The organism is Thermostichus sp. OS-CIW-33 (assembly GCF_054059615.1).
The window spans coordinates 89,609-103,012 of sequence record NZ_JBSSCH010000008.1; the positions used below are offsets into that span (position 1 = coordinate 89,609).

The 13,404-nt window shown below is 59.3% G+C and carries 14 protein-coding genes; 9 read left to right on the forward strand and 5 right to left on the reverse strand.

The genetic code is table 11. The features are described 5' to 3' along the window. Positions 1-34: 34 nt before the first annotated feature. The 3 genes from leuB to petB form a co-directional block, all read right to left on the reverse strand. Positions 35-1,150 carry a 3-isopropylmalate dehydrogenase gene (leuB, locus tag ACVWZG_RS07870; protein ID WP_457394427.1) on the reverse strand — a complete coding sequence of 372 codons (1,116 nt, stop codon included), beginning with the start codon at positions 1,148-1,150 and terminating at the stop codon, positions 35-37. Between the two features lie 185 nt (positions 1,151-1,335). Continuing rightward, positions 1,336-1,848, reverse strand: a complete 513-nt coding sequence (gene petD / locus ACVWZG_RS07875) for a cytochrome b6-f complex subunit IV (protein WP_011433236.1) — start codon at positions 1,846-1,848, stop codon at positions 1,336-1,338. 98 nt (positions 1,849-1,946) lie between these two features. Continuing rightward, positions 1,947-2,594, reverse strand: coding sequence for a cytochrome b6 (petB, locus tag ACVWZG_RS07880; protein ID WP_041436518.1), 648 nt, complete (start codon positions 2,592-2,594; stop codon positions 1,947-1,949). A 190-nt stretch (positions 2,595-2,784) separates the two neighbouring features. Here petB and ACVWZG_RS07885 point away from each other — a divergent pair, with 190 nt between their 5' ends. The 4 genes from ACVWZG_RS07885 (at position 2,785) to ACVWZG_RS07900 (ending at position 6,779) form a co-directional block, all read left to right on the forward strand. Then, a complete protein-coding gene (locus ACVWZG_RS07885; protein ID WP_457405861.1) occupies positions 2,785-4,062 on the forward strand; it encodes a S41 family peptidase in 1,278 nt (425 codons plus the stop codon). Positions 4,063-4,197: 135 nt separating this feature from the next. Then, positions 4,198-4,752, forward strand: coding sequence for a phycobiliprotein lyase (locus ACVWZG_RS07890; protein ID WP_414400675.1), 555 nt, complete (start codon positions 4,198-4,200; stop codon positions 4,750-4,752). A 16-nt stretch (positions 4,753-4,768) separates the two neighbouring features. Beyond that, positions 4,769-5,293, forward strand: coding sequence for a hypothetical protein (locus ACVWZG_RS07895; protein WP_457405863.1), 525 nt, complete (start codon positions 4,769-4,771; stop codon positions 5,291-5,293). 145 nt (positions 5,294-5,438) lie between these two features. Next, the gene (locus ACVWZG_RS07900) at positions 5,439-6,779 is read left to right on the forward strand and encodes a hypothetical protein (RefSeq protein ID WP_457394385.1); all 1,341 of its coding nucleotides are present in this window, start codon (positions 5,439-5,441) and stop codon (positions 6,777-6,779) included. A 123-nt stretch (positions 6,780-6,902) separates the two neighbouring features. On the opposite strand, the gene ACVWZG_RS07905 is transcribed toward ACVWZG_RS07900, so the two are convergent. Continuing rightward, complete coding sequence (locus ACVWZG_RS07905; protein WP_414408353.1) at positions 6,903-7,220, reverse strand: DUF3067 family protein; 318 nt, start codon at positions 7,218-7,220, stop codon at positions 6,903-6,905. A gap of 183 nt (positions 7,221-7,403) precedes the next feature. Here ACVWZG_RS07905 and ACVWZG_RS07910 point away from each other — a divergent pair, with 183 nt between their 5' ends. Together ACVWZG_RS07910 and ACVWZG_RS07915 are read left to right on the forward strand one after the other, a co-directional pair. Then, a complete protein-coding gene (locus tag ACVWZG_RS07910) occupies positions 7,404-7,922 on the forward strand; it encodes a cytochrome b6-f complex iron-sulfur subunit (protein WP_414351678.1) in 519 nt (172 codons plus the stop codon). Between the two features lie 122 nt (positions 7,923-8,044). Further along, positions 8,045-9,028, forward strand: coding sequence for an apocytochrome f (locus tag ACVWZG_RS07915; RefSeq protein WP_457405864.1), 984 nt, complete (start codon positions 8,045-8,047; stop codon positions 9,026-9,028). 64 nt (positions 9,029-9,092) lie between these two features. Here ACVWZG_RS07915 and ACVWZG_RS07920 read toward each other — a convergent pair whose 3' ends face one another. Further along, positions 9,093-9,905, reverse strand: a complete 813-nt coding sequence (locus ACVWZG_RS07920) for a PhzF family phenazine biosynthesis protein (protein WP_457405928.1) — start codon at positions 9,903-9,905, stop codon at positions 9,093-9,095. A 244-nt stretch (positions 9,906-10,149) separates the two neighbouring features. Here ACVWZG_RS07920 and groES point away from each other — a divergent pair, with 244 nt between their 5' ends. From groES to ACVWZG_RS07935, 3 genes are all read left to right on the forward strand, one after another. Next, entirely contained in the window at positions 10,150-10,461 is a 312-nt protein-coding gene (gene groES / locus ACVWZG_RS07925; protein WP_011433225.1) for a co-chaperone GroES, read from the forward strand. A gap of 90 nt (positions 10,462-10,551) precedes the next feature. Then, complete coding sequence (gene groL, locus ACVWZG_RS07930; protein ID WP_011433224.1) at positions 10,552-12,186, forward strand: chaperonin GroEL; 1,635 nt, start codon at positions 10,552-10,554, stop codon at positions 12,184-12,186. Positions 12,187-12,522: 336 nt separating this feature from the next. Continuing rightward, positions 12,523-13,317, forward strand: coding sequence for a DUF429 domain-containing protein (locus ACVWZG_RS07935; protein WP_457405866.1), 795 nt, complete (start codon positions 12,523-12,525; stop codon positions 13,315-13,317). Positions 13,318-13,404 lie beyond the last annotated feature (87 nt).

The window sequence follows — 13,404 nt, forward strand, 5'->3', positions numbered from 1 at the left end:
CTGCCTTGGCTGTAGCCTGTGGCCCCGAAAAAGGCTATTGCGCCTGCTGCTGGGACAGGGCTGCCACCAACTTTTCTCCCATTTCCTGGCAACCCACTAAAGTCATTCCCTCAGAGTAGAGGTCTGGGGTGCGGTACCCTTGCGCCAAAACGGCTTCTACCGCCTGTTCGATGCGGTCGGCAGCTTGCGGCTGATCCAGGGAGTAGCGGAGCATCAGGGCGCCGGAGAGCACCTGGGCAATGGGGTTGGCTTTGTCTTGTCCGGCAATGTCGGGAGCCGACCCATGTACCGGCTCGTATAGGCCGGGGCCAGAGGATCCCAGAGAGGCAGAGGGCAGCATACCAATAGAGCCGGTCAGCATGGCCGCTTCATCGGAGAGGATATCGCCGAAGAGATTGCCCGTGAGGATGACGTCGAACTGCTTGGGCCAGCGCACCAACTGCATGGCGGCATTGTCGATGTACAGGTGGGAAAGTTCCACCTCCGGGTACTCAGCCGCAATGACATTGACCCGCTCCCGCCACAGTTGCGACACCTCGAGAACGTTGGCTTTGTCCACCGAGCAGAGCTTGCGCCGGCGTTTGCGGGCCAGCTCAAAGGCAACTCGGGCGATCCGATCCACCTCAGCTTCGCTGTAGACCATGGTGTTCACGCCACGCCGGGATCCCTGGGCATCCGTGAAGATTCCCTTAGGTTGGCCGAAGTAGATGCCCCCCGTCAGCTCTCGCACCACCACCAGGTCGATCCCCGAGATCACCTCTGGCTTCAGGGAGGAAGCCCCCACCAGTTGAGGGAAGACTTTTACCGGGCGCAAGTTGGCAAACAGCCCCAGCCCCGCCCTCAAGCCCAACAAGGCCCGCTCCGGGCGTTTCTCAGGAGGCAGAGCGTCGTACTTGAAGTCGCCGACAGCAGCCAGATAAACGGCATCGCTCTCTTGAGCCATTTTCAGGGTTTCTGCCGGCAAGGGATCCCCAGTCTGGTCGTAGGCAGCCCCGCCGATTAGGCCCTCTTGCCACTGGAGAGCAAATCCCATCTGCCGGGCAACTGCATCCAAAACGGCTCGTCCCACCCGCATGATTTCGGGGCCGATGCCATCTCCGGCAAGGGCTGTGATCCGATAGGTTCGAGCAGTGGGAGAAGGAGCGCTCATGGGCAGTCAAGCTGAAAACGAGGGCGTAGAGATACTACCACTTCGGCGGGCTGGCCCATCCCTTGGCACACAGGTTTGCAGACAACTTCTCCAAAAAGCTCTCCAAAAGAGAAAGTGCAGCCCGGCCACCGACCTGCTGCACTCTCGAGCGAGCAACCCACCAAGCTGCAGTCCCAGATGTTCCTCTAGAACAAGCCCAAGGTGACCCACTTATCCAAGGGCAAGGTGGCACCTATGCCCAGGTAGAGGGTGACCAAGGTGCCGATCAGGAACACCGTTGTCGCCACTGGGCGGCGCAAGGGGTTTTGGAACTTGTTGACGTTTTCGATGAAGGGCACAAACAAGAGACCCACAGGAATGGCAGACATCAGAGCAATTCCCAACAGCTTGTTGGGAGCAATCCGCAGGATGTGGAAGGCGGGGTAGAGATACCATTCCGGCAGAATTTCCAGAGGCGTAGCAAAGGGATCCGCCGGCTCACCCACGCCTGCAGGATCCATAACCGACAGGCCGACAATCACCCCAATAGTGCCCAAGATCACCACCGGAAACATAAAGAGCAAGTCGTTGGGCCACGCAGGCTCACCATAGGTCATGTGGCCCATGTTTTTCTTCAGCTTGGCTACAACTTTGGGGTTGTCTAGATCAACCTTGCGGGTAATGGCCTCGGTCGCTATCACCTGTTTTGAGACAGCCATGAGAGTTCTCCTTATCTAGGGGCAAAAGTTCTGAAAAAGGGGCAGGTAAAGATCCCAGTTACCAGGAAAGTCAAAGGCGTCTGGGAGTCAAACCTTGCTCACAAAGGCCCAGAAATGCCTTGGCGGCGGATCATCAAAAAGTGCATGGTCATAAAGACTGCGGTCAGCCAGGGTAGCACGAAAGTGTGCAAGCTGTAGAAGCGAGTCAGGGTAGCTTGACCAACCGCTTCGCCACCCCGGATCAGTTGCACCAACAAGTCGCCCACCACCGGAATGGCACTGGGCACACCGGAGACGATCTTGACCGCCCAGTAGCCCACCTGATCCCAGGGCAGGGAGTAGCCGGTAACGCCGAAGGAGACGGTCAGCACCGCCAAGATTACACCGGTTACCCAGGTCAGCTCGCGGGGCTTCTTGAATCCCCCTGTCAGATAGACCCGGAAGGTGTGTAGGATCATCATCAGCACCATCATGGAGGCACTCCAACGGTGGATGGAGCGCAGCAGCCAGCCGAAGTTCACCTGGGTCATGATGTAGTTCACCGATTCAAAGGCCTCAGCCACCGTAGGACGATAGTAAAACGTCATGGCGAAGCCGGTGGCAAACTGAATTAAGAAGCACACCAGCGTCACCCCGCCGAGGCAGTAGAAGATGTTAACGTGAGGCGGAATGAATTTCCCTGTTGCGTCGTCGACGAAAGGCGTAATCTCCAGCCGCTCGTCCAACCAGTCGTAAACTTTGCTCATAATGCCTGCAATTCTTGAAAAATTGGATCTCGAGGGCGGGGCAAGCCCACTCTCCTCAGCAATGTAACACAATCTTTTAACACCATCCTGGCGTCGGGCTCAGCTTGGGGACGAAGATCTCGATCCCAGGAGGCCAGGCAAGTTTTCGATATTGCGTTTTGTTCATGTTTCTTAATGTTTTTTGGGATCGATGGTTGTGCAGAAGCCGAGATACACAGGGATCCGCTGGAGAGGGTGGGGGATCCGCCTTGTCTTGCTTGGGTGTTTGCTCTGGGCGAGTTTGGGCATTGGCGCCTGTACAGGGCAGGCCAGCCGCTGGGGAGAAGAGCAGCAACTGCTGGCGCAGGCTTGGGCCTATGTGGATCGGGCCTATGTGGATCCGGGGTTTAACGGGCAAAACTGGTGGCAGGTGCGGCAACGGTTTCTCTCCCGGCCCTTAAAGGAGCGCAAGCAGACCTATCAGGCCATTGAGGAGATGTTGGCCACTCTGGGGGATCCCTTTACTCGCTTTCTGGATAAAGAGCACTACCTCAGCCTGCAGACCTCCACAGCCGGCGAGCTGAGCGGTGTCGGCTTGCAGATTGCTATCGACGAGCAAGGCGCTGTGCGGGTGATTGCCCCCATGGAAGGCACTCCTGCCGAGCAGGCCGGGATCCAACCCCAGGATGAGATTTTGGCGGTGGATCGGGTGCCGGTGGCGGGGTTGAGTCTGGACGAAGTGGCCGAGCGGATGCGGGGGCGCAGTGGCACGCCGGTTACCTTGAAGCTGAAGCGGCAGGATCGCATTTGGGAGGTGGAGCTGGTGCGCCAATCGATCACCATCAACCCCGTGCGCACCCGTTTTTTTGAGCTGCCTCAGGGATCGGTGGCCTACATTCGCCTCAGCCAGTTCAACGGCAATGCTGCCGCTCAAGTCCGCCAAGCCATTCGGGCCGCAGAAGCTCAAGGGGTGCGGGGCTACATTCTCGATTTGCGCAACAATCCGGGGGGACTCTTGCAGGCGGCCATTGAGATCGCCCGCTTCTGGATCCCCAAGGGTGACATTGTGCTGGTGACGGATCGCCACGGCATTCAGGACAGCATTCCCGCCACCGGCGAGGTGCTTACAGAGGCACCGCTGGTGGTCTTGGTGAACCAGGGCAGCGCCAGTGCCAGTGAAGTGTTGGCCGGGGCACTTCAGGACAGTGGGCGAGCTCAACTGGTGGGAACGCGCACCTTTGGCAAGGGGCTCATTCAATCCCTGCTGGAGCTGGCGGATGGATCGGGGCTGGCGGTGACCACGGCCAAGTACCTCACCCCCAGCGGCCACGACATTCATCGCCAGGGGATCCAGCCCGATGTGGTGGTGGCGGAGGGATCCATTCCCCTGACGGCAGAAACCTTGGCCGGGCCGGAGGACATCCAGCTGCAGCGAGCCTTGGAGTTGTTGGGGCAGACCCAAGGGATCCCGGTGGCCAAAAGCCCGTGAGGAAGGGGATCCCACGGTAGAACTCAATCGTTGGCATTCAGGATTTGGATTCCTGGTTGTTTTCGATTCGTTTTAGGATCGAAAGCAGGGTTTCCCGTCCAGCGCTGATCTCTGACTCTGTCCGCTCCCGCCCGCATGAACGCCATCCAGCAATTTCACCACTTTTTCAACTGCTGCATTGGGGCTTGGCGCACAGAGCGCACCTACCATTACCTAGACCGTGGCGAGGTGGAGCGCTCCCGCACCGAGTTCACCATTCGCACTCTCACCCCTGAGCTCAAGCACAAGGTGCTCACCGACAACAACTACCCCAACCACAACGTGGATGGTTTTTTGGGCTTTCACTTGGCTTTTGAGACCGTTTCCGAAACGGGGGAGGAGGCCGGGCAAGAGCTGAACATGCTGTTTGTCCCTCGGCAGGAAACCCCCCTGGGGCTGCAGGGAGACTACCTGCGGGATCGGGCCTACGAGGAAGATCGCCCGATGGTGGCGGCTTTCCGGTTTGATCCCGGATCCCTGCAACTGGTGATGACCACCACCTACACTCGTGTGGTTGCTGTAGATACCATCACTCTACTGAATCCGCGCCTGCGCCTGCGGCAGATCCTTACCTACCAACGTCCCCCTCAGGGTCAGCCTTTGCAGGAGCTGTTGCTGGTGGGGTTTGGGGTAGAACAGAAGCTGACCTAGCCTGCGGATCCTGAGCATGACGCTTCCCGAAGACTTGAGATTGTCTCAGCACTTGGCTCTGATCCAGTTGAGGTTCGAGCGAGGACAATATCGGCAGGCGCTAGAGGAGGTTAAGCAGGCCCAAAGCCGCTATCCGCAGTCGGGTAAGCTACGGCTCTGGCAGGCCCTGGCCCAAGAAGCCCTTGGCGAAACGCAGGAGGCCATCCTGTTGGCCCAAACCTTGCTGCGCAACCCAGATCCAGAAGTCGCCCAGCAGGCTCGCTATGTCTTGGGCATCTGGCAAGCCCCTCGTCTGCGGCGTCCAGCGGAGTGGTTGAGCGAAATTCCCGATCTCAGCCGGCTGGAGGAAGCTGATCCCCCGGAATACCGCTTGGCCTATGGGCGCTCTCAACCCAAAGGCCCTTCCCCAAGATCTGGCGCTCCTTCTGGGGATCCCCTCAGCCGCCGGGCAGCGGATCCCCCGTTGGATACCCAGCCCCTCATCTGGGTGTTGATCGGGATCCTCTCGACCCTGCTGGCCGTGATGGCTTGGCTGCCCTAGAGGGGGGTATAACCCTCGCCGCTGCTGGGTTAGTGGGGAGATACTGGGAGTAGAGGAAACGATAGGTCTAGCTCAGGGGAGCGGATCTGCGTCCTAGGGATCCCAAAGGCTCCTCGACAATGGGGGCGGAAAGCGGAGGTTAAGAGTGGCTACACAAACATTGGTGATGGATGCAGTGGAACAGTTGGGCCTGCGGGTCACGCTGGGAGATATTGCATCCAGCACGGGCTTGGCTCTACACGAGGCCAAACAAGAGCTGCTGAATTTGGCCCAAAAGGCGGAGGGGCATCTCCAGGTTTCCCGGCAGGGGGAGATTACCTATGTTTTCCCGCCGGATTTTCGCAGCATTCTCAAGCGCAAGGAGCAGCAGGATCGGCTAGCAGCCCTGCGTCGCCGGTTGTGGGGGGGCTTCCTCTATGGGTTGCGCATCTCCTTCGGCATCCTGCTGGTGGTGTCGATTGTCTTGATTGTCCTAGCGTTGATTGCCTTGCAGATGGCCAGTAGCCGCGAGCAGGACAATCGCAGCCGATCGCGGGGGATAGGGTTTTATTACTTCCCCAACCTTTGGATCGGCAACCCCTTCTGGGATCCCTATCCCTACTATGGCAGCTACTCCGGTCGGACGCGCCCCCGCCAGCCGCAAAAATCCGAGCTGAACTTCCTGGAAGCGGTGTACAGCTTCCTCTTTGGGGACGGGGATCCCAATGCCAACCTGGAGGAGGAGCGCTATGCCCTCATTGGCCAACTGATTCGTGCCAATGGGGGGGTGATCGCAGCGGAACAGGTGTTGCCCTACCTGGATGTGGAGCCGGGATCCCCGGCCTTGGAATACGAAGATTACATGCTGCCCATTTTGCTCAAGTTCGACGGCCAGCCGGAGGTCAGCGAGGATGGGGACATTGTCTACCGCTTCCCAGAGCTGCAGGTGGCCGCCTCAGAGCGTGAGCCCAAGGGGATCCCCGAAGTGTTGCAGGAGAAACCTTGGGTGTTCAGCCGGGCCACGCCTGGTCAACTGACCCTGGCAGGGGGTTTGGGAGTTCTCAATTTCTTTCTGGCCGCCATTCTCTATGGGGCACGGGAAGAGGTGGCAGCGGCAGCCGGCAGCAATGCTTTTTTGGCCTTCATCTACCCGTTGATCGGCTTCCTCTTCCTCTACGGCACGCTGTTTTTGGCGGTGCCCGCCGTTCGCTGGCTAGCCTTGCAAATCCGCAACCAGGGGGTGGAGCGTCGCAATCGTGTCCGGCAGCTTTGGCGAGAGCATCTGCAGCATCCCACAGAGGCGCTGCTGCGCAAACTCAACTTTGCCCGCCGCTTCCGCCGTCAAGAAGTTGTGCAAGAGTCGGACACCATTTACTCAACCGACCGGGATTTGATCGAGCAGCGGGACTACCGTCTGGACGAGCCGGCATTCCGCCAACTTTTGGAATCCGAAGCTCAGCAGGATCGCCCCGAAACCGAACAAGTGCGCAAGCCGCGTCCCCTCTAGAGAGGTCATGGCCGTTGGGCAAACTCCCGGTCTGCCGTTTGAGCTGAGACCCATTCGAGTTTCTTGCCCAGCCGGAGAATCCGGCGCTTGGGTTTGCTTGGACTTTTTTCTCCCCCGGAGAACTCACAGCAACCACTCCGAGACCCGCTCCCCCACCTTCTGCAAATCCAGAGGAATGGCCACCGCCTTGCCCATACGAGGTCTCTGACGGGTGGACTCGATCTCCCGGCGCACCGATTCCCACACCCCCCAAGCCTGCAAATGGGCCAGCACTCTCTCCAAGTGGGCCAGATACTCCGCCTCGCTCAAGGGAAAGGAGGGCTGCTCCAGGTAGCGCCACATCACCAGCAACACCACCTTCTGCTGGATACGCCGCAGCTGCACGTCGTAGGAATAGCCCCACTTCTCGCGCAACAAAGCTTGAAAGTCGGATCCCTTCATCAGGACTGCTTGAGACTGGCTTGGATCTGGCTCCAACCTTGCCGGGTGGGCCGCTCACCTTGGGAAGAAAGGCTACGGCCTCTTCCAGCGTTGCATTTCTTAACGATATTGGCCAGAGGGGTCGGTTAGGATGATGTCGCTTGTCAACGAACGTTAAAACTTCTCAGGTCTGCATTTGCCATTATGACGGAAGCGGTTAGCAACTTTGAAGCGCCCCCCATGAGCCGGCGGGTTCTTCTCAATGCCCTGCTCAGTGGCTCTGTGGGAGTCGTGGTGGTGGGCGCCCTCTACCCGGTGGTGAAGTACTTTATCCCGCCCTCTTCCGGTGGAGGGGGTGAGGGCCTCATAGCTCAGGACGCTCTCGGCAAGCCCATCAGCGTCAGTGAACTGTTGGCCACCCATGCCGCTACGGATCGGGTGCTGGCCCAAGGTTTGAAGGGGGATCCCACCTACATCGTGATCGACAATGGGGCGGTGGCCAACTATGGCCTCAACGCGGTTTGTACCCACCTCGGTTGCGTGGTGCCCTGGAATGTGGGGGAAAACTTGTTTAAGTGCCCTTGCCACGGATCCCAGTACGCGGCCAATGGCAAGGTGATTCGGGGGCCGGCTCCCCGCTCGCTGGAGCTGGTGAGCGCCACTGTGGATGGCGACAACGTCCGCTTCAGCCCTTGGCAAGGCCCCGATTTCCGGGAAACCTAAAGGGCAAGGGATCCCGCTGGCTGTGCCGGCTTTTGCCGAACGATTTGGGGCAAATTGTCGAGATGGCTGTTCCAAGACTGTGTCCTAAACCTGTGATGGAAATTCATTCTGAGCTGAGAGTTATGAAGCGAATCTGCTTGGCCTTCTGTGGGCTGCTGCTGTTGCTGGGGATGGGGGCACGTCCGGCGGCAGCCTACCCCTACTATGCCCAGATGGCCTACGACAACCCCCGCGAGGCGACTGGAAAAATTGTCTGTGCCAACTGCCACCTGAACGCCATGCCCACTCGCGCCGAGGTGCCCCAGGCCGTCACCCCCGGCCAGGTGTTCACCATCAAAGTTGGGATCCCTTATGACCTAAGCAAGCAGCAGGTGCTGGCAGACGGCAGCAAGGGTGGGTTGAATGTGGGCGCGGTGGTGGTCTTGCCGGAGGGCTTCCGTTTAGCCACCGAAGCCGAGATGACCGAGGAACAACGGCAAGAAACTGCCGAGACCTACATCACCCCCTACAGCGACGCGAAGCCCAACATCCTCCTGGTCGGGCCTTTGCCGGGCGAGCAGCATCAAGAAATCGTCTTTCCAGTGGTGGCCCCTGACCCGAAAGAGGATCCCTCGGTGGCCTTCATGAAGTATCGCGTTTACATTGGGGCCAACCGGGGTCGCGGTCAGCTTAACCCCGACGGCAGCCTCAGCAACAACAACGTTTTCCGCGCTCCGGCCACCGGGCGTCTGGTCAACATCGCCACCCTCAACTCCGATATCAGCGATCTGCCGGCTGAATTGGCCAGCCTGGTGCCCCCGGAATACGAGCTGCCGGGCACGAGAGTTCTCAGCTTCGAGAGCGAAAGTGGGATCCAAAACCTGGTGGTGCCGCCTGGGCCGGAACTGGTGGTTGCCGTTGGCGACAGCGTCAAAGAAGGGGATCCCGTCACCAACAATCCCAATGTGGGCGGCTTTGGCCAGGTGGAGCGGGATCTGGTGCTGCAAAGCCCGGAGCGGGTGAAATGGCTGGTGGCCTTCCTGGCAGCCATTACCATTACCCAGGTGCTGTTGGTGCTGAAGAAAAAGCAGGTGGAGCTCATTCAAGCCGCCGAAATCCTTGGCTAGCTCAAGCTCTTTCCTAGCCTGCACCTCGGAAGCATATCCGGGGTGTTTTTTGTTCGGTAGGGTTCTAAGGTAGCCTCAGCTCTCCTCTGATCACCTGCACAGCCTGCCCGGCAATCTCCACGCGAGAGCCGAGATCGCGACACCAGAGCTCCCCGCCGCGGCTGGATAGCTGGTGGGCCTGTAACTCAGAGCGACCTAGGCGTTTGGCCCAATAGGGCATCAAAAGACACTGGGCGGATCCCGTCACCGGATCCTCCGGGATCCCCAGCCGAGGGGCAAAAACGCGGCAGACAAAATCCGGCCCATTCCCCAGAGCCGCCCCAGAGGCTGTGACGATCAACCCCGGAACGGGGAGCGCTTGAACCTGAACCAGATCCGGCTGCACCTGCTGCACCTGTCCCGCCGAAGCCAGCACCGCTACCCCCATGTCCCCCCGGTATAGCTCCACGGGTGGGATCCCTAAAGCTGCTGCTACTTGCTCTTTGGCTTCTGGCCAAGGTTCCGGACTGCGAGCAGGAAAATCCATGGCCAGGCGATCCCCCTGCCGCCGCACCTGCAACAGGCCACTGCGGGTGGAAAAGGCTACCCTCTCCGCCTCAGGATGCACCTCGGTGAACAGCACATGGGCACCAGCCAAGGTGGCGTGGCCACAGAGATCCACCTCCGTCGTCGGCGTAAACCAGCGCAGCCCATAGTGGGGAACCTCGCCCTGGGATCCCTGAGGCAGTAAAAAAGCCGTCTCCGACAAATTGTTCTCTGCGGCAATGGCCTGCATCAGCGCCTCTGGCAGCTCCTGAGGCAGCAAACACACCGCCGCGGGGTTACCTGCAAAAGGCACTGCCGTAAACGCATCCACCTGAAACAACGGGATCCACACCTTCTCAACCAAGCCCAACTCAGGTCATGATCCCACAGCAGACCCCAAAGTAGGGGGATCCGCACCCCGACCGTACCCGCCAAAAGCGGGATCCCACCGACAGAGGCTATTGTCAGGCCAGAAAGTTGGCTGATAAACTAGCACTCGTAAGTCGAGAGTGCTAAGTCGCTTCCCTTCGGGGAAGTGGAACTAATGGAAATGAAAACTTCAGCTTCGTGCTTTAGGATCACGGAGGACATTCGTCATGGCTGCAGTAGCTCTTAACGTCTCTACCCTGAAGCCGCTGGGCGACCGCGTGCTGGTCAAAATCGCTCAGCAGGACGAGAAAACCGCAGGTGGGATCTTCTTGCCGGACACTGCCAAGGAAAAGCCCCAGGTGGGGGAAGTGGTTGCTGTTGGCCCTGGCAAGCGCAACGACGAGGGCAAGCTGATCCCGATGGAACTGAAAGCCGGCGACAAAGTGCTCTACTCCAAGTATGCCGGAACCGAAGTCAAGCTGGGCAGCGATGAATATGTGCTGTTGGCCGAGCGGGACATTCTCGCCATTGTTCAGTAATGGTCAGTGATTCAGCAGCAGTTCAACGAACGATTGAATCCTTAAGACTCTGTTTCACCCTTACCTGCATTTGCATCGGAGAGGTTGACTATGGCCAAATCAATCATCTTCAGTGAAGAAGCCCGCCGCGCTCTAGAGCACGGCATGGATATTTTGGCAGAAGCCGTAGCCGTTACCCTGGGTCCCAAAGGGCGCAACGTCGTGCTGGAGAAGAAGTTTGGCGCCCCCCAAATCATCAACGACGGGGTAACCATTGCCAAAGAAATTGAGCTGGAAGACCACATTGAGAACACAGGCGTTTCCTTGATCCGGCAGGCGGCTTCCAAGACCAATGACACGGCTGGGGATGGCACCACCACGGCCACGGTCTTGGCTCACGCCATGGTGAAAGAAGGTCTGAAAAACGTGGCTGCCGGCGCCAACCCGATTGCCCTAAAGCGGGGGATCGACAAGGCGGTGAAGTTCTTGGTCGACAAAATCGCCGAACATGCCCGCCCGGTCGAAGATTCCAAAGCCATTGCCCAGGTGGCGGCCATTTCCGCCGGTAACGATGAAGAAGTGGGCCGTATGATTGCCGAGGCCATGGACAAGGTGGGCCGCGAAGGGGTGATCTCCCTGGAAGAAGGCAAGTCCATGACCACCGAGCTGGAAGTGACGGAAGGGATGCGCTTCGACAAGGGCTACATCTCCCCTTACTTCGTCACCGATACCGAGCGGATGGAAGCGGTTCTGGAAAACCCCTACATCCTCATCACCGATAAGAAGATCACCCTGGTGCAAGACCTGGTACCGGTTCTGGAGCAGGTGGCCCGCGCCGGTCGTCCTCTGCTGATCATCGCCGAAGACATCGAGAAAGAAGCGCTGGCCACCCTGGTGGTGAACAAGCTGCGGGGTGTGCTGAGCGTGGTGGCGGTGAAAGCGCCTGGCTTTGGGGATCGCCGCAAGGCCATGCTGGAAGACATCGCCATCCTGACCGGCGGTGAGGTGATCAGCGAAGAGCGCGGCCTGAAGCTGGAGAACGCTCGCCTCGATTCCTTCGGCACTGCCCGTCGCGTCACGGTGACCAAGGACAACACCACCATCGTGGCGGAAGGCAACGAAGCGGCTGTGAAAGCCCGTTGCGAGCAAATTCGTCGCCAAATTGAGGAAACCGACTCCACCTACGACAAAGAAAAACTGCAAGAGCGCTTGGCCAAACTCTCCGGCGGTGTAGCGGTGATCAAAGTGGGCGCGGCCACCGAAACCGAGATGAAAGACCGCAAGTTGCGCCTGGAAGATGCCATTAACGCCACCAAAGCGGCGGTAGAAGAAGGGATCGTTCCCGGCGGCGGTACCACCTTGGCACACCTGATCCCAGTGGTAACCGAGTGGGCGCAAGCCAACCTGTCCGGCGATGAACTGGTGGGGGCCAACCTGGTCGCCCGCGCTCTGGGCGCTCCGCTGCGCCGCATTGCTGAGAACGCCGGCCAAAACGGCTCCATTGTGCTGGAGCGGGTGAAAGACAAGCCCTTCAACACCGGCTACGATGCCCAGAACGACGCCTTCGTGGATATGTTCGAAGCGGGCATTGTAGACCCGGCCAAGGTTACCCGTTCCGCCCTGCAAAACGCCGCTTCCATTGCGGGGATGGTGCTGACCACCGAAGCAATCGTGGTGGACAAGCCCGAGCCCAAAACCAACACGCCGGCAAGCAGCGGCAGCGGCATGAGTGACTACGACTACTAATCCGTTGACCGCCACAGCGAGGTGGATCCCTGAGGCTCACCGAAGAGCCCATGGGCACTTCGCTTCCTGGCCAGGCATCTTGGATGAATCTTTCGGGATCCCCTGGTGGGATCCCTTTTTTATGGATTTTTATTTTTTATCAAGACAGGCGAGCTGGCGGGATCATTCCCAATACCCATGCAACAGCAGCGCAACTGTCTGTGACGTTGATCCCCCTCTACCTTTGGGAGAGGGGCTGGGGGTGAGGGCGCCGGAGCCATGCAATCGGGAACTGCCTCAAACTGGCTCTTGGAAATGGCTTTGATCTGTCGAACTTGAGGAAAAGGGGAAGGCGGTGTGGCTCAGTTGATTTGCATTGGCCTGGATCTGGCTTGGTCGCCCCGCAACCCTTCCGGTCTGGCCACGCTGCGAGTCCAGCTCGGGGATCCCGGCAGGCAGAACTTGACAGGCTATCTGGTGGATAGCCGCATTCTCCAGACGGATGAGGAGATCCTGGACTACATTCAAGCTCAGGCGGGCGAAGATCCCTGCTTGGTGGCGGTGGATGCCCCCCTGCGCGTCCCCAACCTCAGCGGACAGCGACGGGCCGAGGCCGAACTGAACCGGGTGTTTCGCGCCTACGCAGCCGGGGCCCACCCGGCCAACCGCCGGCTTCTAGAAAAAAACGGCCAGGTGAGAGGGGAAGCCTTGGTGCAAGCCCTAGCCAGTTATGGCTTTCGGGAGCAGGCCAGCATCGAGCGAGGAAAACTTACCCGCCAAGTGACCGAGGTCTTCCCCCACAGCGCCTTGGTCAGCCTCTTTGGCCTCAGCCGCACTCTAAAATACAAGGCCCGCCCCCGACGCACCTGGCCAGAACGGCAACAAGCCTGGCGGCTTTACCAGCATCATCTGCACTCTCTAGCCGCCGCTGACCCAGCTCTCCGGGGCCACGAAGCGTTGCTCCAAGTGGAGGTGGGATCCCTCAAGGGCCGTCGACTCAAAAACTACGAAGATCAGGTGGATGCGTTGATGTGTGCCTACATCGCCCTCTACGGGTTCCGCTGGGGATCCGAGCGCTGCCGCAGTTTCGGCAACCTGCAAGAAGGGCACATTTTCACGCCCTTGCCCCCTCGAACCTCTGAGGCGGATTGAGACCCGCTCCGGGATCGCAGGTGGAAATCCCAACCAGAAGAACAAAACTCTCGCTAGCCTTGGATCCCTCCTTGGCGGCATGATAAG